The following is a 21,620-nucleotide window of genomic DNA, read 5'->3' as shown; positions in this document are numbered from 1 at the left end:
GCCAGGCGCGGCCGGCAGCGGCGGCGATGGAAAGACCGCCAGCGCCATGGCGGCGGCGATGGAACAAGCGTGGTTGTAGGCGCATCACGCCATTGCCCAAGGTTTCATGGCGTGCAATATATATGAAGCCGGGACTGGGGACTGGGGACTCGGGACCCGGAAGGGCAAAAGCGAAGGGCGAGATATGCGCGCGCTTTTGACGTGCGATGCGTGAGGCCGGGACTGGGACTGGGGACTCGGAAGAGCAAAGGCGAAGGGCGAGATATGCGCGCGCTTTGACGTGGCGATGCCAAGCCGCGCCGATTCCCGATTCCCGATTCCCGATTCCCGAGGTCCCGAGGTCCCGAGGTCCCGAGTCCCGAGTCCCGAGTCCCGTCCCTATTCCCGTGCCACCAGCTCGGCCAGCTGCACCGCATTGAGCGCGGCGCCCTTGCGGATGTTGTCCGAGACGATCCACAGGTTCAGCCCGCGCGGATGCGAGATGTCCTCGCGGATGCGGCCCACGTACACCGCGTCGTTGCCCGAGGCGTGGGTCACCGGCGTCGGATAGCCGCCGGCCTTGTGCTCGTCGACCACTTCCACGCCCGGCGCCGCTTCCAGCAGCGCGCGCGCCTGCGCCACGGTCACCTTCTTGCGGGTCTCGATCGCCACCGCCTCGGAATGGCCGTAGAACACCGGCACGCGCACCGCGGTGGGATTGACCATGATGCTGTCGTCGCCGAGGATCTTGCGCGTCTCCCAGACCAGCTTCATCTCCTCCTTGGTGAAGCCGTTGTCGAGGAACTCGTCGATGTGCGGGATCAGGTTGAACGCGATCTGCACCGGGAAGCGCTGCGGGTCGATCTGCTGGAAGTTCAGCAGCTGCCCGGTCTGCTTGCCCAGCTCCTCCAGCGCCGAGCGGCCGCCACCGGACACCGACTGGTAGGTGGCGACGTTGATGCGCTCGATGCCGAATTCGCGGTGCAGCGGCGCCAGCGCCACCAGCATCTGCATGGTCGAGCAGTTGGGGTTGGCGATGATGCCGCGCGGGCGGTTGGCGACCTGTTCCGGATTCACTTCCGACACCACCAGCGGCACGTCGTCGTCGTAGCGGAACGCCGAGGAGTTGTCGATCACCACCGCGCCGGCGGCGGCGAACTTCGGCGCGTACTCCTTGGAGATGCCGCCACCGGCGGAGAACAGCGCGATGTCCACGCCGGTCGGGTCGAACGTGGCCAGGTCGAGCACGGTGACCTTCTGCCCGTTGAACTGCACTTCGCCGCCGGCCGAACGCTCGGAGGCCAGCGGGTACAGGGTGGCGACCGGGAAATTGCGCTCGGCCAGGATGTTCAGCATGGTTTCGCCGACGGCGCCGGTGGCACCGACGATGGCGATGTTGAAACGACGGGTTTCGTTGCTCATGGGAGTTTTTCGATCGGGTAGGAATGAGGAGGAAGGACAGCCGCACCGCAAGCTGGATTCGGGGAACCGCCCGAGCGCGCACCAGCCCGCCGGGGGTTCCCTAGCGTTTTTTGCCCGCGGTGGCGCGCTCGGCGCCGCGGCGCCCATGTGGCGCCGCAGCGGCGATCGCCTCCAGGTTCAGCGCGTTCGGCGGGCGCCCGGCATCGGCGCCGACGCCCAGCGCGGCGAGCAGGTTGTCCACTGCCAGCGACACCATCGCCCGGCGGGTGGCCTCGCTGGCGCTGCCGATATGCGGGGTCAGCACCACGTTGCGCAGCGCCAGCAGCTCCGGGCGCACCGCCGGCTCGCCCTCGTACACGTCCAGGCCGGCGGCGGCCAGGCGGCCGTTGGCCAGCGCGTCGGCCAGCGCCAGTTCGTCGATCAGGCCGCCGCGCGCGATGTTCACCACGGTGGCGGTCGGCTTCATCTTCGCCAGCGCCGCGGCGTCGAGCAGGTGATGCGACTGCGCGGTGTAGGGCAGCACCAGCAGCAGATGGTCGGCGCGCGCCAGCAGCTCGTCGAAACCGACGTATTTGGCCCGGTGCGCGCGCTCCACCTCGGCCGGCACGCGGCTGCGGTTGTGGTACAGCACGCGCATCGAGAACCCGGCCGCGCGCCGCGCGATGGCCTGGCCGATGCGGCCCATGCCGAGGATGCCCAGGGTGCTGCCGTGCAGGTCCACGCCGAGCATGGCCTGGAACGACCACTGCCGCCACTGGCCCTCGCGCAGCCAGCGCTCGGACTCGGTGATGCGCCGCGCCGCGGCCATCGTCAGCGCGAAGCCGAGGTCGGCGGTGGTCTCGGTGAGCACGTCGGGGGTGTTGCTGGCGACGATGCCGGCCGCGCTGAGCGCGTCCAGGTCCAGGTTGTTGTAGCCCACGCCGACGTTGGCGATCGCGCGCAGCATCGGCGCGCCGGCGACCTCCGCCGCGCCGATGCTCTCGTTGAGGGTCACCAGCGCGCCGTCCAGCGGCGCCAGCGCGGCGGCCAGGTCCTGCTGCGAATAGCGGGTCACCTCCGCGGTGGTGGCCAGCGCGAAGTGCTCGCCGAGCCGTTCGACGACGTCGTCGAACAGCGGCTGGCTGACCCACACCCGTGGCCGCGGCTCAGCCATCGCCACCGCCGGGGATGCGCGGGGCGACATCACCGACGTCGCCGCACTGCGCGCGGTGGCGCAGCGCCTGGTCCATCAGCACCAGCGCCACCATCGCCTCGGCGATCGGGGTGGCGCGAATGCCCACGCACGGATCGTGGCGGCCGGTGGTGATCACGTCCACCGCCTGCCCGTCCACGTCGACGGTGGCGCCCGGCAGGCGCAGGCTGGAGGTGGGCTTGAACGCCAGCGAGGCGACGACCGGCTGGCCGGTGGCGATGCCGCCGAGCACGCCGCCGGCATGGTTGGACTGGAAGCCGCCGGGCGCGATCAGGTCGCGGTGCTCGGTGCCCTTCTGGGTCACCGCGGCGAAGCCGTCGCCGATCTCCACGCCCTTGACCGCGTTGATGCTCATCAGCGCCGCGGCCAGTTCGCCGTCGAGCTTGCCGTAGATCGGCTCGCCCCAGCCGGGGGGCACGCCGTCGGCGACCACGGTGACCCGCGCGCCGATCGAATCGCCGGACTTGCGCAGCGCGTCCATGTAGCTTTCCAGCTCCGGCACCTGCGCCGCGTGCGGCCAGAAGAACGCGTTGTCCTCCACCGCCTCCCAGGCGAAGCCCTGCGGCAGCACCGGCCCGAGCTGGGCCAGGTAGCCGCGCACGCGCACGCCATGGCGCTGCGCCAGCCACTTCTTGGCGATCACGCCGGCGGCCACGCGCATCGTGGTCTCGCGCGCGGACGAGCGGCCGCCGCCGCGCGGGTCGCGGATGCCGTACTTCTGCCAGTAGGTGTAGTCGGCATGCCCGGGACGGAACTGGCGGGCGATGTCGGTGTAGTCCTTGCTGCGCTGGTCGGTGTTGCGGATCAGCAACGCGATCGGGGTGCCGGTGGTGCGGCCTTCGTACACGCCGGACAGGATCTCGACCTCGTCGGCCTCGCGCCGCGCCGAGGTGTGGCGGCTCTTGCCGGTGGCGCGGCGCTGCAGGTCGTGGGCGAATTCACTCGCGTCGATCTCCAGCCCCGGCGGGCAGCCGTCGATCACGCAGCCGATCGCCGGGCCGTGCGACTCGCCGAACGTGGTCACCGACAGCAGCTTGCCGAAGCTGTTGGAGCTCATCGCTGCGCGGCCAGCTCGGCGATGCGCGCGCGGTGCGCGAGCAGCTCGCTGCGCTCCACGGCGAAGATGCCCATCTGCCCGACCTTGAACTCGACCCAGGCGAAGTCCACTTCCGGCAGCAGTTGCACCAGCGCGCGCTCGGATTCGCCGACCTCGCAGATCAGCAGGCCGTCCTCGCTCAGGTGGTCCGGCGCGTCGCGCAGGATCTTCAGCGCCAGGTCCAGGCCATCAAAGCCGGCGCGCAGGCCCAGTTCCGGTTCGTGCGCGTACTCGGGCGGCAGCGCGTCGGTCTCGGCGTGGGTGACGTACGGCGGGTTGGTCACGATCAGTTCGTAGCTACGGCCGGCCAGCCCGGCGAACAGGTCGGACTTGACCAGCTCGACGTTGTCGGCGAGCAGCCGCGCCTTGTTCTCGGCGGCCAGGGCCAGCGCGTCGTCGCTGATGTCGACCGCGTCCACCTGCCAGTTCGGGTTGTAGTGGCCCATCGCGATGGCGATGCAGCCCGAGCCGGTGCACAGGTCCAGCGCGCGGTTCACTTCGCAGCCGGCCAGCCAGGGCTCGAAGCCGGCCTCGATCAGCTCGGCGATCGGCGAGCGCGGCACCAGCGCGCGCGCGTCGCTCTTGAAGCTCAGCCCGGCGAACCAGGCCTCGCCGGTCAGGTAGGCGGCGGGGATGCGCTCGGCGATGCGGCGCTCGAACAGCGCCAGCACCTGCGCCTTCTCCGGCGTGGTCACGCGCGCCGCGCCGTAGGCCGGGCCCAGGTCGTGCGGCAGGTGCAGCGCGTGCAGCACCAGCTGGGTGGCCTCGTCCAGGGCGTTGTCGTAGCTGTGGCCGAAGCTCAGGCCGGCGGCATTGAAACGGCTGGTGCCGTAGCGGATCAGGTCGATGATCGTGTGGAGTTCGGCGGCCGCGGCGGCAGTCATGGCAACAGGCAAGGCGATTCGGCCCACGATTATAGAGGGCCGGCCGCTATCATGAGCGTTCGTTGCAGGGGAAACTGCAGCGACGGGCGGCGTCCCGGCTGAGGGGCAGCGCGCGGCGTGGCGGCCCCGGAGCCCGGCGCCACGCGGCGCCGCGTCTTCGCCGGGCGGCGTATCGACATACACTGCGCGCCATCCGCGCCCGCTCCGGCGTGGCGGCGCAACCCGCTTTGCACGAGGTGACAGGCTCCATGTTCAACCGCAATTTCGGCATCGTCCTGATCGTCGCGCTGGCCGCCGGCCTGGGCCTGCTGCTGGCGCAGAAGTACTTCGGCCCCGGCGCCGGCGCGTCGCCGTGGCCGGACACGCGCGCGGTGCGCATGTACCCGCAGCCGCGCACCCTGCCCGGCTTCCAGCTGCGCCAGTCCGACGGCACGCCGCTGATCCCCGGCGAGCTGAAGGGCCACTGGACGCTGGTGTTCCTGGGCTTCACCGCCTGCCCGGACGTGTGCCCGACCACCCTGGCCGACCTGGCCCGGGCGCAGAAGCAATGGGCGTCGATCCCGGACACGCTGCGCCCACGGGTGCTGTTCGTGTCGGTCGATCCGCAGCGCGACACGCCGGCGCGGCTGGGCGAATACGCCCACGCCTTCCACAAGGACACGATCGCCGCCACCGCCGACGTGCCGGAGCTGGAGCGCTTCGCCACCGCGCTGGGCTTCGTGTTCCAGAAGGTGCCCGGCAAGCATTTCGAGCAGAACCCCAACGACTACAGCATGGACCATTCGGCCGCGATCGCCGTGCTCGACCCGCAGGGCCGCCAGACCGGGCTGATCCGCCCGCCGTTCGAGCCGGCGGCGATCGCCGCCGACCTGCAGGCATTGACCAAGGCGAGCGCGCCATGAGCCTGGTGACGCGCCTGACCTACGTGCTGCCGCACCGGCTGCTGTCGTCGCTGGCGCGGCGGCTGGCGTATTCGTCGCGACCGGGACTGAAGCAGTGGCTGATCGATACCGTGGTGCGCCGCTTCGGCGTGGACCTGGACGAGGCCGCCGAGCCGGACCCGCGCGCCTATCCCACCTTCAACGCGTTCTTCACCCGCGCGTTGAAGCCGGGTGCGCGGCGGCCCGATCCCGATCCGCAGGCGCTGCTGATGCCGGCCGACGGCCGCATCAGCCAGCTCGGCCGCATCGAGGACGGGCGCATCTTCCAGGCCAAGGGCCAGTCGTTCACCGCCGCCGAGCTGCTCGGCGACGCCGCGGCCGCCGCGCCGTTCGCCGACGGGCTGTACGCCACCGTGTACCTGTCGCCGCGCGACTACCACCGCGTGCACATGCCGTGGAGCGGCACCCTGCGCGAGACCGTGCACGTGCCCGGCCGGCTGTTCAGCGTCGGCCCGGACGCGGTGCGCCATGTGCCGCGTCTGTTCGCGCGCAACGAGCGGCTGGTGTGCCACTTCGACACCGAATTCGGGCCGATGGCCTCGGTGATGGTCGGCGCGCTGCTGGTGTCCGGCGTGGAAACGGTGTGGGGCGGCGTGGAGATCCCGCGCTACGGCGACCGCATCAGCCGCAGGGACTGGCGCGGCAAGGGCATCGTGCTGGAGCGGTTCGCGGAGATGGCGCGCTTCAACTACGGCTCGACCGTCATCGTGCTGCTGCCGCCGGGCGTGGCGCAGCTCGACGCCAGCCTCTCCGCGGAAACGCCAGTCCGGCTTGGCCAGGCGCTCGCCAGGCGACTGCAGGGCTGACGCGCGGCGGCGTGACAGACGCACAGGCGCCGTCCTTATCCTGCGGCACGGCCGCTTCACGGTGATCGTGCTGCAGCCAGGCGTGGCGACGCTCGATCCGGCGCTGGCGGCGGAAACGCTGGTCCGGCCCGGTTGGCGGCGACAGACCGCACGCTCCGGCGGCCTTGCACTTCCGGTGCTGCCGTACCCTCACCCCTGCCCCTCTCCCGACGGAGAGGGGGAATCATGGCTTCGTTTTTGATGCGCGGCGCGGCCGGACCATCGCTGCGCGTTGCGTGCGCCACACGTCCCCCCTCCCATCGGGAGAAGGTGCCCGAAGGCCGGATGAGGGTACGGCGCGGTAGCCAGGCGGGCGACGCTCCTGATAGCAGGGCAGAAAGCCCCTTCTACGCAGCTGCTGCTTGTGGACCCACCCTCATCCGGCGCTGCGCGCCACCTTCTCCCGGCGGGAGAAGGGACGGCCTATTTGTCGCAGCCGACCATCTTCAGCGACTGGCCCGGCTTCAACGCGTAACCGGGCGCGCGCAGGCCGTTGGCCTTGGCCAGCTGCTTGATTTCGCACTGGTAGCGCTGCGCGATCCTGCCCAGGGTGTCGCCCTTGCTCACCCGGTAGCTGCGCACCTGCTTCTGCTTGGGCTTGGCCGGTTCCGGCCGGCCGGTGGCCACCGTGGTCGGTACGCCGGCCACCGGGGTCAGGTCGCCCACCGCGACGCTGCCGCTGAGCGCGGAGCTGGGCTCGGGGCTGCGGATCGCCGCGTTGAGGTCGGCGGTGATCAGCGCACGCGCCAGGTCGGCGCGCGGGCCGTTGACGCAATAGCGGCTGTACAGGCCGACGATCTTGGTGGTGGCGTTGAGCATCGCGCCGGCCGGGATCCAGCCGTCGGGCTCGTAGCGCGGGTTGAGGTTGCGCAGCGAACGCATGTAGCCGTCGCGGGTGCCGTCGCTGCCCAGGCAGATGGTCAGTTCGTAGATCGTGGTGGACTTGGCCAGTCGCAGCGTCGCCGGCTGCGCGTGGATCTTCGGGAACGCCACGCCGTACTGCTGCGGGTGCAGGAAGATCCACGCCGCGGCGATCACCATCGGCACGTAGTCCTTGGTCTCGGCCGGGAACTGGTTGTACACCGACGCATCCCAGAAGCTGCGCCCGGGCATCTGGTTGAACACGCGCGCGGCGCGGCCCTCGCCGCCGTTGTAGCCGGCCAGCGACAGCTCGATGTTGCGGTTGAGCTGGGCCATGCGCTCGTTCATGTAGGCGGCGCTGGCCTCGGCGGCGCTGCGCGCGTCGTAGCGGGTGTCGAAGCCGGTGCCGTCCGGGCCCAGGCCGAAGCGGCGCCCGGTGGCCGGCATGAACTGCATCAGCCCGGCGGCGCCGGCGCGCGAATTGGCGTGCACGCGGCCGTTGGACTCCTTGGCCATGATGCCGAACAGCAGCGCCTCGGGCAGCCCGCGCTTCTCCCATTCCGGCCACATCACCGCGCGCAGGTTCTGGTAGTTCTCGTAGCTGTTCATCAGCGACGGGCGCATGTCGGTGAGCCAGCGGCGGATGCCGGCCTGCACCGCCGGGTTGTATTCGACCATCTTGTCGAAGGCGTGGCGCTGGTCGTTGAGCAGCGTCGCCGCGCGCGCGGCCTCCGGCACGTCGGCGGCGAGCGGGGTGATGTGGTCGGGGTCGGCTTGCAGCGGCTCGCCCTCGTCCTCGCCGGCGTCGTCGGCCTCGCCCTGGGCGTCGGCCCTGGCCTTGAGCAGGCGCTTGTACGCGGCCAGCTGGGTGCCGACTTCGCAGCCGCGCTGCTTGATGCAGGCATCGATGATGTCCTCCATGTCCTCCAGCGCCGCGTCGCTCTCCTGCGTGCCCTTCGGATCGCTGTTGTTCACCAACACCAGGGCGTCGTTGTAGCGCTTCTCGGCCGCGGCCATGCGCTGGTCGAGCACCTCGATCGCGGCCCGGTCGCGGGCGGAGACGCGTGCGGCGTGGGCATCGGGCACGAAGGACAACAGCGCCACGGCGGCCGCGGCGGGCCACACGCAGGTCAAACGGAACGAAAGGGGCATGATCGAGGACGACGGCGGAAAGGCCGCAGGGTAGCCGCCGCTGTCATACCGCGGCAAGGTCGGACAAACGCGGACACCGCGCCGGCAGGCTTCCGTTCATGGCCGCGGCGCCCTCGGCGCCCGGTCCAATGCCGCCTCGCGCGGCGCGGCCGAGCGGCGCGGCGCGCGAGCGCCTAGAATCCGCCGACCTTCCCTGTGGAACCGCCCATGGACCCGATCCTGCTAGGCAAAGGCCTCACCGACGACGTCGCGGTAGTGCTGCAGCCGCGCCTTGGCAACCGCCACGGGCTGATCGCCGGCGCCACCGGCACCGGCAAGACGGTGACGCTGATGACCCTGGCCGAGGGCTTCTCGCGGATCGGCGTGCCGGTGTTCCTGGCCGACGTGAAGGGCGACGTCGCCGGGCTGGCGGTGCCCGGCGACGGCAGCGACCGGCTGCGCCAGCGCGCCGCCGAGATCGGGGTGGCCGATTACGCCCCGGCCGCCAACCCGGTGGTGTTCTGGGACCTGTACGGCCAGCTCGGCCATCCGGTGCGCACCACCGTCAGCGAGATGGGCCCGACCCTGCTGGCGCGGATCCTGGAGCTCAACGACACTCAGGCCGGGGTGCTCGACATCGTGTTCAAGCTGGCCGACGACCGCGGCCTGCTGCTGCTGGACCTGGACGACCTGCGCGCGCTGCTGGGCCTGGTGGCCGAGGAGCGCAAGGACATTTCCACCGAATACGGGCTGGTCAGCGCGCAGAGCGTGGCGGCGATCCAGCGTTCGCTGCTGCGCCTGGCGCAGGACGGCGGCGAGGCGTTCTTCGGCGAACCGGCGCTGGAACTGGCCGACCTCATGCGGGTCGGCCACGACGGCCGCGGCGTGATCGGCATCCTGGCCGCCAACCAGTTGGTGCTCAAGCCGCGGCTGTATTCGACCTTCCTGCTGTGGCTGCTGTCGGAACTGTTCGAGACGCTGCCCGAAGTGGGCGACCTGGACAAGCCCAAGCTGGTGTTCGTGTTCGACGAGGCGCACCTGCTGTTCGACGACGCGCCGCCGGCGCTGGTGCAGCGCATCGAACAGGTGGTGCGGCTGATCCGCTCCAAGGGCGTGGGCGTGTACTTCTGCTCGCAGTTCCCCGACGACGTGCCGGACAACATCCTCGGCCAGCTCGGCAACCGCGTGCAGCACGCGCTGCGCGCCTACACCCCGCGCGACCAGAAGGCGGTGCGCACCGCCGCGGAGACCTTCGTGGCCAATCCGAAGCTGGACGTGGCCAAGGTCATCTCCCAGCTCGGCACCGGCGAGGCGCTGGTCTCGACGCTGCAGGACAAGGGCGTGCCGATGCCGGTGCAGCAGACCCTGATCGCGCCGCCGCGCTGCCGGATGGGCGCGATCATCGACGCCGAGCGGGCGCAGGTCCGCGCCGGCAGCGCGGTCGGCACCCGCTACGACAACGCGGTCGACCGCGATTCGGCGGCGGAGATGCTGGCGCGGCGGGTGGAACAGGCCAGCGAGCAGGCCGCCGCGCCGCCGGCACGCAGCCGCGAGCAGGACGACGCGCAGCCGGGCGGTTTCGGCCAGGCGGTCAAGGATGCGGTGTTCGGCACCCGGCGCCGCCAGGGCATGCTCGAGACCATGGCCAAGCAGACCTCGCGCACGGTGGGCAACAAGATCGGCCAGCAGATCGTGCGCGGCATCTTCGGCAGCATCTTCGGCGGCAAGCGCTGACCCCGCGGCTCGGCTCGGCGCGTCCGGTCCCGGACGCGCCGCCGCCGGGTTTGCGCGCGGCCCGGCCGGCCCGCACAATGGCGCCAGTTCAAGCCGCTAAGGGGAGTGGCTCGTCATGGAAGACCGCAATCGCGCGCGCCGTCCGGCGCCTGCCGCCGCCGCGCCGGTGCCGTTCTGGCAGCGGCTGCGCACCATCGTCGCCTACCCGCTGCACGGCCCGGCCGGCTACTCGCTGGCGGCGCTGACCCTGTGCAGCCTGGTGGCGATGCTGCTGCCCGGGCTGGTCGGGCTGATCGTCAGCGGCGTGATCTGGATCGGCGTCTACCGATACGCGTTCCAGATCCTGCGGCATACCGCCGACGGCCACATGACCGCGCCCGAGCACAGCTTCGACGTCGGCGACGGCACCGTGCTGCGGCTGCTGGCGCTGATGATCGTGTTCGCCGCCGCAGTGATCGCCACCGCGTTGCTGGCCGGCCCGGTGCCGGCGCTGCTGGTGATGCTGGTGCTGGTGTTCCTGCAGCCCGGCTGCGTGATCTCGCTGGCGATCGACGGCAGCCTGCTTCATGCCGCCAACCCCGCCACCGCCCTCAGCTTGGCGCTGCGCATCGGCTGGCCGTACCTGGCCGCGTTCGGCCTGCTGTTCGTGATCCAGACCAGTGCGCTCACCGCCGCGCGCTGGGTCGGCGGGTTCCTGCCGCCGGTGGCGTCCGAACTGGCGGTCATGGCCTTCACCCTGTGGGGCCTGTTCGCCGCGTTCCACCTGATGGGCTACCTGGTCTACCAGTACCACGAGGCGCTGGGCTACGCCCCGGACGCCTTGAACGATCCGCGCCTGACCCGGGTGGATCCGGACCAGCGCCTGCTCGACGAGGCCGAGCACCACGTGCGCGAAGGCCATGTCGAAACCGCCCTGGACCAGCTGCGCGCGGAGATCCGCTCGCGCGCGGTGTCGCTGGCGGTGCACGAGCTGTACCAGCGGCTGCTGCGCGGCACGCCGCGGCGCGAGGCGCTGCGCGAGCATACCCAGCACTACATCGCGCGGCTGCTGCAGGAAAGGCAGGAGCGGCGCGCCTCGGCGCTGCTGCGCGAGGCGCTGGACCTGGATCCGGACTTCGTGCCGCTGCAGCCCGAGCACGCCGAGCAGCTGGTGCAACGCGCGCGGCTGGCCAGCCAGTATCAGCTGGCCGCCGACGCGCTGCAGGCGATGCTGCGCGCCTGGCCGAAGGCCGCCGCCGCCACGCAGTGGGCGCTGGAGGCCGCGCTGCTGCTGGCCGAGCGCTTCGGCCGCGACGACGACGCCCGCGCCCTGCTCGACCAGGCGCTGCAGCGCTGCGACGACGACGAGCAGCGCCGGCGCCTGCTGGCCGCACGCGCGGCGCTGGGCACGGCGCCGGCGTGAGCCCGGCGCGCGGCCTGCGCCTGCGCACGCGTACCCTGATCGCCGCCGGTCCCGCTTCGCCGTCCAGGTTCTTCCGCGCCGATGGACGTCCGTCCGGCGCGGCTCAACCCTGTTCGAGCAGGAACCGCGCCTTGTCGGCCTGCGGCTGCCGCGGAAACCGCGCCGACACCAGTTCCAGCAGGCGCCGCTGCTGCGCGCCGGCATGCTGTTCGCCATGCGCCAGCGCCAGCCGGAACCACAGCCGCGCCTGTTCGGCTTCGGCCAGTACCGCCTCGCTGCGCTGCAGCAGGGCTTCGGCTTCGCGCACCAGCCCGAACGACGGCCAGCGCTCGATCAACGACGCGCGCAGATCCGCCGGCACCGTGGCGCCGGCCTGCACCAGCTCGGCGGCGAGCGCGGCCTGCCCCCGCACCTCGGCCGGATCGGCCGGCGCCAGACGCAGCACGTCGAGCGCGCGCTGCAGCGCGGTCGCCGCCTGCCCGGCGTTGCGCGCGAGCCGGTAGCGCGCCATCGCCACGTCGAAACGCTGCGGCTGCTCATGCGCCAGTTCGCCGAGCAAGGCCTCGGCCTGGGCGCTCTCCATCCGCCCAAGGTGGGTCTGCGCGCGCTGCCAGCGGTCGTCGCCGGGCGGCGCCACGGCGGCGTCGGCGATGAAATCGCCGCGCACCTGGCGCAGCATCACCAATACCGCGCCGAGCAGCGCGCCGCTGAGCAGTCCGCCGGCGTGCGCGTCGAAGCCGATGCCCTGCTCGTCGTTGGCCAGCAGGTTGAACACCTCCCAGCCCAGCCACAGCGGCAACAGCGCGATCGCCGGCGCTTTCACGTAGTCGAACACCACCCAGAACCAGTAGAAGAAGCGCACCGGCTGGCGCCCCCACACCACGCAGAACGCGCCCATCAACGCGGCGATCGCGCCGGAGGCGCCCAGCCCGCCGCCCGGCTCGCCCCAGCGCCAGGCCAGGCTGGCCGCGCTGGCGCCGACCGCGCCGAGCAGGTACACGCCCAGGTAGCGCCATGCGCCGATCGCGCCCTCGAGCAACACCCCCAGCGCGACCAGGAACAGCATGTTGCCGAGCAGGTGCGTCACGCCGCCGTGCAGGAACGCCGCCGACAGCATCCGCCACGGGTCGACTTCGGAACTGCGCAGGACGTGGCGCAGGGTGAACACCCGCTGCAACAGCCGGTCGTAGCCAGGCCGCCGCTGCGCCCAGCCCTGGGCCTGATCCGCATCGTCGAACAGGCGGCCTTCGCGCATCGCCGCGACGAAGCCGACATCGCTCAGCGTACGCATCGCCACGTACTCGCCGCGCTGCCGCGCGGGCAGTTCGGCCCACTGCTTGCGCAGCGTCGCCGTGCCGGACTGGTCGAGATAGCGCGCGTACGCCGGCACTTCGAACCGGCCCAGTTCCTCGCGCTGGTAGTACCGCTGCGCCTGCGCCAGCGCGCGTTCGTCGCCGGACTGGAACAGGAAGAACACCAGCACGTTGCTGGCGACCAGCAGCATGGTGATCCACGGGAAGTTCTCGCGGCTCAGCGGCCGGTGCAGGGGCAGGATCAGCATGCGCAACGTCCTTGTCGTCGGAACGCGGCAGCTTCGGCGATCGGCCACGGCCGCGCAAGCGATGCGCGCGGCGGCGGCGGCCTGCACGGCGGCGGTCGCGGCGAACGCTAGAATCGGCCGCTCCCGCAACCGACCGCATGCCGTCCCGATGAGCCGCTGGCGTCCCCCCGCAGAGAAAAGCACCGCCCTGATCACGCCCGAAGGCCACGCCCGGCTCAAGCGCGAGCTGGACGAGCTGTGGCGGCAGCGGCGCCCGGAGGTGGTCAAGGCGTTGGCGGCGGCCGCGGCCGAGGGCGACCGCTCGGAGAACGCCGAGTACACCTACCGCAAGAAGCAGTTGGGCGAGATCGACCGCCGCGTGCGCTACCTGAGCAAGCGGCTGGAAGCGCTGCGCGTGGTCGACGCGCCGCCGTCGGACCCGCAGGCGGTGTTCTTCGGCGCCCAGGTCGAGCTGGAGGACGCCGACAGCGGCGAGATCGTGCGCTACCGCATCGTCGGCCCGGACGAGACCGACGCGGTGCGCGGCTGGATCAGCATCGATTCGCCGCTGGCGCGCGCGCTGCTGAAGAAGCGCCTGGACGACGAACTGGAGGTCGAGCTGCCGGGCGGGCGCAAGTCCTTCGCGCTGGTCGCGGTAGCCTACCCGCAGGCCTGATCCGCCGCGGCCCGTCCGGCCGGTATCGGGCTGCGCCGGCCGAGGCCGGCCAGCGGCGGCGGGCCGCGTCCCCCGCGCTCACCGCGCATTTCCCGCACCGCGCCGATAATGTCGGCCCAATCCGCCAACAGGAGCAGACGATGGCCCACTGGACTACGCTGGACACCGAACATGGCCAGGTCTCGGCCTGGCACGCCACACCGAACGGCGCGCCGCGCGGCGGGCTGGTGGTCATCCAGGAGATCTTCGGCGTCAATCCGCATATCCGCGACGTGGCCGAGCGCTACGCCGCCGAAGGCTACGAAGTGCTGGCGCCTGCGTTCTTCGACCCGGTGGAGAAGGACGTGCAGCTGGACTACGGCCCGGAAGGGTTCCAGAAAGGCCGCGACCTGGTCGGCCAGCTCGGCTTCGACAAGGCCGTGGACATCGTGCGCGCCGCGGCCACGATGCTGGCGCCGGCCGGCAAGGTCGGCACGGTCGGCTATTGCTGGGGCGGCAGCGTGGCGCTGCTGGCGGCGCTGCGGCTGGGCCTGCCGTCGGTCAGCTACTACGGCGCGCGCAACACCCAGTTCCTCGACGAGACCCCGCAGGCGCCGGTGATGTTCCACTTCGGCGCGCAGGACAAGAGCATCCCGCCGGAGGCGGTGCAGCAGCACCGGGAAAAGCTGCCGCAGATGCAGACCTTCGTCTATCCGGCCGACCACGCCTTCAACCGCGACGGCGGCCCGTCCTACGACGAGGACAGCGCCAACAGCGCGCGCGAGCGCAGCCTGGCGTTCCTGGCCGAGCACCTGCGGTGAGCGGCGGCCGGTGAGCGAGTTCATGCTCGATGCGCGGCTGCAGGCCGACAGCGCGTTCGTCGCCGACGGCCCGCTGTCGCAGGTGCGGCTGATGGACGACACGCGCTTCCCATGGCTGCTGCTGGTACCGCGGGTGGCGGCGGCCGGCGAGTGGATCGACCTGGACGGCGGCCAGCAACGCCTGCTGCTGGCCGAGATCAACCAGGTCTCGCAGCTGTTGCGGGCCGAGCCAGGAGTGCAGAAACTCAATATCGGCGCACTGGGCAACATCGTGCGCCAGCTGCACGTGCACCTGGTCGGGCGCCACGAGGGCGACGCGGCATGGCCGGGGCCGGTATGGGGCAGCGGCGCCGCGCAGCGGCACGAGGCCGACGCACTGGCGGCCCGTGTCGAAGCGTGGCGGCAACGGCTACGATAGGCGTCCCTTTCCGGAACGCGCCTTCGATGAAATCCAACCTGATCGCCGCCATCGTGCTGATCGTGATCGGCCTGGTGTTCCTGGCCAACAACCTTGGCTGGACCAACCTCAGCCTGGGCCGCCTGATCGCCACCTGGTGGCCTGCGATCCTGGTCGCGGTCGGCATCGGCATGCTGTTCGGGCGCGGCAAGTAGTACCGCCGCGCGCCGCCGCGTCGGCGGCGGCCCGGCTCAGCGGCGTACGTTGACCACCTGGGTGCCGGCGATCAGATCGTGCAGGCAGCGCTTGTCCTGGCGGAAGATGAACAATGCATCGACGATCGCATAGAAGTTGCCGACGATCGGCACCAGCGCCAGCGCCTGGGTCGGCAGGTAGCGCAGCGCGATCAGGCGCCACAGCGGCGGCTGCGCGCCGTCCAGGTCGACGATGCGGATCGACAGCAGCTTCTTGCCCCAGGTCTGCCCGGTCTTGGCCAGCGGGTAGGCCTGCACCGCCATGAACACCACGAACGCCAGCCCGCCGTAGCCGGCGGTGACCAGGAACGGCATCGCCTCGCCGCTTCGGGCGGTCTCCATGATCCGGCTGAAGTAGCCGGTGGCGAACGCCAGCGGCAGGAAGATCAGCAACGAGATCACGCCGTCGATCAGCGAGGCGGCGAAACGTTCGCCGCGCCCGGCCAACTGCGCATCGGCCGGCCCGGCGGCCGGCAACGGCTGCAGCGGCGCTTCCGGGACTTGGTAGGGATTCTGCTCGTTCATGGACTCACTCCTTGAGGGATGGTGGTGGTGGGATCAGGTCTTGGGCAGGGTGACGCCGGTCTGGCCCTGGTACTTGCCGCCGCGGTCCTTGTAGCTGGTCTCGCAGATCTCGTCGGACTCGAAGAACAGCATCTGCGCCACGCCCTCGTTGGCGTAAATGCGCGCCGGCAACGGCGTGGTGTTGCTGAATTCCAGGGTCACGTGGCCCTCCCACTCCGGCTCCAGCGGGGTCACGTTGACGATGATGCCGCAGCGCGCGTAGGTGCTCTTGCCCAGGCACACCACCAGGGTGCTGCGCGGGATGCGGAAGTACTCCACGGTGCGCGCCAGGGCGAAGCTGTTGGGCGGGATGATGCACACGTCAGACTCGATGTCGACGAAGCTGCCGTTGTCGAAGTGCTTGGGGTCGACGATGGTCGAGTTGATGTTGGTGAACACCTTGAACTCGCGCGAACAGCGCACGTCGTAGCCGTAGCTGGAAGTGCCGTAGCTGACGATGCGCTCGCCGTTGACCTGCTTCACCTGGCCCGGTTCGTAGGGCTCGATCATGCTGTGCTGCTCGGACATGCGGCGGATCCAGCGGTCGCTCTTGATGCTCATGCGTATTCCTGATGCCTGTGGCGGCGGCCACGACGGACCGCCCGGGAGGCGGCCGGCGCGCAGGACGCGGCCGCCAAGGACGGCGATTCTAGCCGGTCGCGGCGGCCTGCGGCGGCCGCGGCGCGGCTCACAGCAGCGAGGCGGAAATCGGGATCGCCGCGCGCGGCCGCTTGCCCAGCGCCTCGGCCAGGCGCAGCGCCGTGGCCAGGTAGGCGTGCGCGGCGGCCGAGTCCGGCGCGGCGGCCACGATCGGGGTACCGGCATCGCCCTGCTCGCGGATGGCGATATGCAGCGGCAGCGAACCGAGCAGCGGCACGCCGTACTGCTGGGCCATGCGCTGCCCGCCGCCCTCGCCGAACAGGTGCTCGACCTGACCGCAGTTCGAACAGGTATGCAGCGCCATGTTCTCGACGATGCCCAGCACCGGCACTTCGACCTTCTCGAACATCTTCAGCGCCTTCTTCGCGTCCAGCGTGGCGATGTCCTGCGGCGTGGTGACGATCACCGCGCCGGCCACCGGGATCTTCTGCGCCAGGGTCAGCTGGATGTCGCCGGTACCCGGCGGCAGGTCGATCAGCAGGTAGTCCAGGTCGTCCCACAGCGTGTCGGTGAACAGCTGGGTCAGCGCCGAGGTCGCCATCGGCCCGCGCCAGATCATCGGCGTGTCCTGGTCCACCAGCAGCCCGATCGACATCGCCTCGATGCCGAACGCGCGCATCGGCTCGATCGACTTGTTGTCCGGGCTGTCCGGACGCCCGCTCAGCCCCAGCATCGCCGGGATGCTGGGACCGTAGACGTCCGCGTCCAGCACCCCGACCCGCGCGCCCTGGCGCTGCAGCGCCAGGGCCAGATTGACCGCGGTGGTCGACTTGCCCACCCCGCCCTTGCCGGAGCCGACGGCGATGACGTTGCGGATGCGCGGATGCGGGCTGAGGCTGCCCTGTACCGCGCGCGCTGCGACCCGCTGCACGTCACTCATGGGCTTGCCGCTGGGCCACGCATCGCGTTGCCGAAGCCCTGCGCGATGGCGAATTGAACGCCGAATACTTGGTCATCTGTCGCTCGATGGAGTTGAGGAATCCGCCGGCGCCCTGCGCACCCGATGAAAGGGGGGCAGCCGGGCGCAGCCTGGATGGCCGCCATTTTACTTGCTGCGGCCGCTGTTGCAGGGCGAGCGTGGCAGTTCGTGCGCGGACACATGATTTCGCCGCCAGTCAAACGAACGCACTACACCCGGACATTGCGTGCCTCCGCAGTGTCGTACGGGCCTTTGGTCGCGTGCGACAGACGGCCGGCAGGACGCTCGCGGTCGAACGCCGTTTCTAGGCCCAGACACGCCGAGGCCCCTATCGCGCGTCAGCTCGCCAGCAACGCCATCGCCGCATTATGCCCCGGCGCGCCGGTCACCCCGCCGCCGGGGTGGGTGCCCGAGCCGCACAGGTACAGGCCGGGAATGGCGCCGCGGTACGCGGCCTGGCCGAGCATCGGACGGGCGCTGAACAGCTGGTTGAGGCTCAGCGCGCCGTGGAAGATGTCCCCGCCGATCAGGCCGAAGGTACGCTCCAGGTCCAGCGGGGTCAGCGCCTGCCGCCCGAGCACCGAGGCGGCGAAGCCCGGCGCGTAGCGCTCGACGGTGGCGATCATGAGGTCGGCGACGGTGTCGCGGTGGTCGTCCCAGTTGCGCCCGTCCGGCAGTTGCGGCGCCACGTGCTGGCAGAACAGGCTGGCCACGTGCTGGCCGGGCGGCGCCAGCGAATCGTCCAGCGTGCTGGGGATCAGCAGTTCGACGATCGGTTCGCGCGACCAGCCCGATTCGCGCGCATCGCGATACGCGCGGTCCATGTAGTCCAGGCTGGGCGCCAGGATGATGCCGGCGGTCAGATGGTCGCCCTGCCCCGGCAGCGCGCGGAAATCCGGCAGCCGCGACAGCGCCACGTTCATCCGGAACGTGCCCGATCCGCAGCGCCAGTGCGCCATGCGCTGGCGCGTGGCCTCGGGCACGTGCGCCGGGTCGAGCAGGCGTTCGTACAGCAGCTTCGGATTGACGTTGGCGACGATGCGGCGCGCGTACAGCCGTTCGCCGTGCTCGGTGACCACGCCGACCGCGCGGCCGCCCTCGACCAGGATCTCGCGCACGCCCGCATCGGTGCGGATCTGCGCGCCGGCCGCGCGCGCCGCCTTGGCCATCGCCTGGGTGATCGCGCCCATGCCGCCGAGCGCGTGCCCCCACGCGCCCTTGACCCCGTTGCTCTCGCCGAACACATGGTGCAACAGCACATAGGCCGAGCCCGGCGTATACGGGCTGGCGTAGTTGCCGACGATGCCGTCGAAACCGAACAGGGCCTTGACCGGCTCGCTCTCGAACCAGCGCTCCAGGTATTCGGCGGCGGAGATCGTGAACAGGTCCAGCAGTTCCTGGCGCAGCGCGGGACCGAGCGCGTGCAGGCGGCGACCGAGGCGGCCGGCGCGCAGCAGCTCCGGCAACGCCTGGCGCCAGCCGCCGTCGGTGACGTTGGGCGGCGGCCGCAAGGCCAGCGCGCGCAGCACGTCGGCGATGCGCTCCAGCTGCGCCTCGTAGGCCGGCAGGCGCGCGGCGTCGCGTCGCGAGAACTTGGCCACCTGCTCGGCGGTGATGCCGGCGCCGGCCAGCAGGTAGCGGTCGTCCGGCAGCGGCACGAAGTTGTTGCAGCGGCGCGGCACGACGCGCAGCCCATGACCGGCCAGATCCAGGTCGGCGATGACCTTGGGTTGCAGCAGCGACACCGTATACGAGGCCACCGAGTTGCGGAAGCCCGGGTGGAATTCCTCGGTCACCGCGGCGCCGCCGACCACGCCGCGGCGCTCCAGCACGGTCACCGCCCAGCCCGCGCGCGCCAGGTACGCGGCGCAGACCAGGCCGTTGTGGCCGCCGCCGACGATCAGCGCGTCGCAGGAGTGGGCTCGCTTCATGCGGCGTATATAGCATTTCCGCCGGCGCGGGCCGCAATCCCCGCCCCCGCGACCGCGCCGACGGCCGCCACGTGCGCCTGCCATTACCTTCGACACCCCTGAAACCGCCGGCAGCGGCGTAGAGTCTCGCCACGGCCCGCCCGGGCCATTCCGCTTTTCTACGCAGGCTTGGAGCCCATCCATCGTGACCTTCCGTAATCCCCAGATGCTGCTGTTGACCCTGGCCGTGACCGCCGTGCTGAGCGGCTGCAACAAGCCTGACGCCGCCGAACCGGCGGCCCCCGCCAAGACCGAGGCCGCCGCCCCGGCCGCGGCGCCCGCCACGCTGAAGATCGACGAAAGCAAGCTGCCGGCCTACAACGCGTTCAGCCCGAACGACCTGGACCCGAGCAAGGACGCGTGCAGCGACTTCGCCGGCTACGTCAACGGCAAGTGGCTGGCCGCCAACGAGATCCCGAAGGACCGCAGCAGCTGGGGCGCGTTCTCGATCCTGGACGAGCGCTCGGTCGCCGTGCAGCACCAGCTGGCCGAGCAGGCCGCCGCGGCGGGCAACGCGCAGGGCGTGGACAAGATCGTCGGCGACTTCTGGGCCTCGGGCATGGACGAAGCCAAGGTCAACGCGCAGGGCATCGAGCCGCTGAAGGCCGACCTGGCCGCGATCGACGGCCTGAACGACGCCGCGGCGGTCGCCGAGTACCTGCGCCAGAGCGCGGCCAAGGGCGAGAACAGCCTGTTCGGCTTCGGCGCCGAGGCCGATTTCAAGAATTCGACGATGAACATGGCCTACGCGATGCAGGCCGGCCTGGGCCTGCCGGACCGCGGCTACTACTTCGACGCGGACAAGAAGGACAAGCTGCAGGCCTACCAGGCGCACGTGGCCAAGGTGCTGGAGCTGGCCGGCGTGCCGGCCGCCGATGCGGCCAAGCAGGCGCAGGACGTGATCGCGCTGGAGACGCGCCTGGCCAAGGTGTCCAAGTCCAGCGAGGAGATGTCGCGCGACGCGTCGCTGTTCTACAACCCGGTCACCCCGGCCGAGGCCGACAAGCTGACCCCGAACTTCCCCTGGACCAAGTTCTTCGAATCGCAGGGCGTGGCGGTGCCGGAGAAGTTCTCGCTGGCGATCCCGGCGTTCCACCAGGAAGTGAGCAAGGCGCTGGGCGACACCGACGCGTCGGTGTGGCGCGCCTACCTGCGCTTCCACACCGTCGACAGCGCCTCGCCGTACCTGAGCGATGCGTTCGCGCAGGAGAACTTCGCGTTCTACGGCAAGGAGCTCAACGGCCAGGCCGAGATGAAGCCGCGCTGGAAGCGCGTGCTCGGCAGCATCGAGGACGGCGCCGGCGAGGCGATGGGCCAGATGTACGTCAAGGTGGCGTTCTCGCCCGACGCCAAGGCCAAGATGGAGCAGCTGGTGGACAACCTGCGCCAGGCGCTCAAGGCGCGCATCCAGAACCTGACCTGGATGAGCGACGAGACCAAGGCCAAGGCGATCGCCAAGTGGGAGACCTTCACCCCGAAGATCGGCTACCCGGACAAGTGGCGCGACTACAGCGGCCTGACCACGCAGCGCGACAGCTACCTGGACAACGTGCGCGCCGCCACCGCGTTCAACTACAAGTTCAACATGAGCAAGATCGGCAAGCCGGTGGACAAGACCGAGTGGGGCATGACCCCGCAGACGGTCAACGCCTACTACAACCCGCTGCAGAACGAGATCGTGTTCCCGGCCGCGATCCTGCAGCCGCCGTTCTTCGATCCCAACGCCGACGACGCGTTCAACTACGGCGGCATCGGCGCGGTGATCGGCCACGAGATGACCCATGGCTACGACGACCAGGGCGCGCGCTTCGGGCCCAGCGGCAACTTCGAGAACTGGTGGACCCCGGCCGACGCCAAGAACTTCACCGGCCTGACCGGCAAGCTGATCAACCAGTTCAACGAGTACAAGGTGGACGGCAAGCCGGTCAACGGCAAGCTGACCCTGGGCGAGAACATCGCCGACCTGGGCGGGTTGTCCACCGCCTACGACGCGATGAAGAAGGCCACCGAAGGCAAGGAAGACCCGAAGGTGGGCGGGCTAACCCGCGACCAGAACTTCTTCGTCAACTGGGCCACCGTGTGGCGCACCAAGTACACCCCGCAGAACGCGATGGTGCGCCTGACCACCGATCCGCACGCCCCGGCGCAGTTCCGCGCGATGGGCGCGCCGTCCAACCTGCCGACCTTCGCCGCGGCGTTCCAGTGCAAGGCCGGTTCGCCGATGGTGCGCGCCGGCGACAAGCAGGTGGTGATCTGGTGACCGGCATCGTCACCGGCTAGCGAAAAGGCCCGGCTCGTCCGGGCCTTTTTCTTTGCTGGGCACGCGCGTCCGGCCATTGCGCGGCAGACGCAG

General features: G+C 70.7%; 19 protein-coding genes. 9 read left to right on the top strand and 10 right to left on the bottom strand.

The window, feature by feature from the left end:
* Window positions 1–378: 378 nt before the first annotated feature.
* The 4 genes from JR065_RS04870 to prmB form a co-directional block, all read right to left on the bottom strand.
* The gene (locus tag JR065_RS04870; RefSeq protein WP_206232627.1) at window positions 379–1,401 is read right to left on the bottom strand and encodes an aspartate-semialdehyde dehydrogenase; all 1,023 of its coding nucleotides are present in this window, start codon (window positions 1,399–1,401) and stop codon (window positions 379–381) included.
* 100 nt (window positions 1,402–1,501) lie between these two features.
* Window positions 1,502–2,554 (bottom strand): 2-hydroxyacid dehydrogenase, encoded by a 1,053-nt coding sequence (locus JR065_RS04865; RefSeq protein WP_206232625.1) that lies wholly within the window; start codon window positions 2,552–2,554, stop codon window positions 1,502–1,504.
* A complete protein-coding gene (aroC, locus tag JR065_RS04860) occupies window positions 2,547–3,650 on the bottom strand; it encodes a chorismate synthase (RefSeq protein WP_206232623.1) in 1,104 nt (367 codons plus the stop codon). Before aroC ends, JR065_RS04865 begins: the two co-directional genes overlap by 8 nt.
* Window positions 3,647–4,573, bottom strand: coding sequence for a 50S ribosomal protein L3 N(5)-glutamine methyltransferase (prmB, locus tag JR065_RS04855; RefSeq protein WP_206232621.1), 927 nt, complete (start codon window positions 4,571–4,573; stop codon window positions 3,647–3,649). The genes aroC and prmB overlap by 4 nt, the downstream gene beginning before the upstream one ends.
* 248 nt (window positions 4,574–4,821) lie before the next feature.
* On the opposite strand from prmB, the gene JR065_RS04850 reads away from it, so the two are divergent.
* Window positions 4,822–5,475 carry an SCO family protein gene (locus JR065_RS04850; RefSeq protein WP_206232619.1) on the top strand — a complete coding sequence of 218 codons (654 nt, stop codon included), beginning with the start codon at window positions 4,822–4,824 and terminating at the stop codon, window positions 5,473–5,475.
* Window positions 5,472–6,320, top strand: coding sequence for an archaetidylserine decarboxylase (gene asd / locus JR065_RS04845; RefSeq protein ID WP_206232618.1), 849 nt, complete (start codon window positions 5,472–5,474; stop codon window positions 6,318–6,320). Before JR065_RS04850 ends, asd begins: the two co-directional genes overlap by 4 nt.
* Before the next feature lie 462 nt (window positions 6,321–6,782).
* Here asd and JR065_RS04840 read toward each other — a convergent pair whose 3' ends face one another.
* On the bottom strand, window positions 6,783–8,372 hold the full coding sequence (locus JR065_RS04840; protein ID WP_206232616.1) for a transglycosylase SLT domain-containing protein: 1,590 nt from the start codon (window positions 8,370–8,372) through the stop codon (window positions 6,783–6,785).
* A gap of 207 nt (window positions 8,373–8,579) precedes the next feature.
* On the opposite strand from JR065_RS04840, the gene JR065_RS04835 reads away from it, so the two are divergent.
* Window positions 8,580–10,085, top strand: coding sequence for a helicase HerA-like domain-containing protein (locus JR065_RS04835; protein ID WP_206232614.1), 1,506 nt, complete (start codon window positions 8,580–8,582; stop codon window positions 10,083–10,085).
* A 115-nt stretch (window positions 10,086–10,200) separates the two neighbouring features.
* Window positions 10,201–11,487, top strand: a complete 1,287-nt coding sequence (locus JR065_RS04830) for a tetratricopeptide repeat protein (protein ID WP_206232613.1) — start codon at window positions 10,201–10,203, stop codon at window positions 11,485–11,487.
* Window positions 11,488–11,590: 103 nt separating this feature from the next.
* Here JR065_RS04830 and JR065_RS04825 read toward each other — a convergent pair whose 3' ends face one another.
* Window positions 11,591–13,048: a rhomboid family intramembrane serine protease gene (locus JR065_RS04825; RefSeq protein ID WP_206232611.1), complete on the bottom strand. Its 1,458-nt coding sequence runs from the start codon at window positions 13,046–13,048 to the stop codon at window positions 11,591–11,593.
* A gap of 148 nt (window positions 13,049–13,196) precedes the next feature.
* On the opposite strand from JR065_RS04825, the gene greB reads away from it, so the two are divergent.
* From greB to JR065_RS04805, 4 genes are all read left to right on the top strand, one after another.
* Window positions 13,197–13,703: a transcription elongation factor GreB gene (gene greB / locus JR065_RS04820; protein WP_206232609.1), complete on the top strand. Its 507-nt coding sequence runs from the start codon at window positions 13,197–13,199 to the stop codon at window positions 13,701–13,703.
* A 140-nt stretch (window positions 13,704–13,843) separates the two neighbouring features.
* Window positions 13,844–14,503, top strand: coding sequence for a dienelactone hydrolase family protein (locus tag JR065_RS04815; RefSeq protein WP_206232607.1), 660 nt, complete (start codon window positions 13,844–13,846; stop codon window positions 14,501–14,503).
* 22 nt (window positions 14,504–14,525) lie between these two features.
* Window positions 14,526–14,921, top strand: coding sequence for an HIT family protein (locus JR065_RS04810; protein ID WP_206232798.1), 396 nt, complete (start codon window positions 14,526–14,528; stop codon window positions 14,919–14,921).
* Window positions 14,922–14,947: 26 nt separating this feature from the next.
* Window positions 14,948–15,115, top strand: a complete 168-nt coding sequence (locus JR065_RS04805) for a LiaI-LiaF-like domain-containing protein (RefSeq protein ID WP_206232605.1) — start codon at window positions 14,948–14,950, stop codon at window positions 15,113–15,115.
* 36 nt (window positions 15,116–15,151) lie between these two features.
* Here the strand turns inward: JR065_RS04805 and JR065_RS04800 are convergent, their stop codons facing one another.
* From JR065_RS04800 to JR065_RS04785, 4 genes are all read right to left on the bottom strand, one after another.
* Complete coding sequence (locus tag JR065_RS04800) at window positions 15,152–15,679, bottom strand: RDD family protein (protein WP_206232603.1); 528 nt, start codon at window positions 15,677–15,679, stop codon at window positions 15,152–15,154.
* Between the two features lie 33 nt (window positions 15,680–15,712).
* Entirely contained in the window at window positions 15,713–16,279 is a 567-nt protein-coding gene (gene dcd, locus JR065_RS04795) for a dCTP deaminase (protein ID WP_206232601.1), read from the bottom strand.
* 127 nt (window positions 16,280–16,406) lie between these two features.
* A complete protein-coding gene (apbC, locus tag JR065_RS04790) occupies window positions 16,407–17,258 on the bottom strand; it encodes an iron-sulfur cluster carrier protein ApbC (protein WP_206232599.1) in 852 nt (283 codons plus the stop codon).
* 377 nt (window positions 17,259–17,635) lie between these two features.
* Window positions 17,636–19,228, bottom strand: coding sequence for a phytoene desaturase family protein (locus tag JR065_RS04785; protein WP_206232598.1), 1,593 nt, complete (start codon window positions 19,226–19,228; stop codon window positions 17,636–17,638).
* Between the two features lie 205 nt (window positions 19,229–19,433).
* Between JR065_RS04785 and JR065_RS04780 the strand changes: the two genes are divergently transcribed.
* Window positions 19,434–21,527 (top strand): M13 family metallopeptidase, encoded by a 2,094-nt coding sequence (locus tag JR065_RS04780; RefSeq protein WP_206232796.1) that lies wholly within the window; start codon window positions 19,434–19,436, stop codon window positions 21,525–21,527.
* Window positions 21,528–21,620: the final 93 nt, after the last annotated feature.

Origin of the sequence: Xanthomonas sp. (genome assembly GCF_017163755.1) — a bacterium.
Lineage (GTDB): Bacteria > Pseudomonadota > Gammaproteobacteria > Xanthomonadales > Xanthomonadaceae > Xanthomonas_A.
This window is presented reverse-complemented; position numbering and strand designations above follow the sequence as displayed.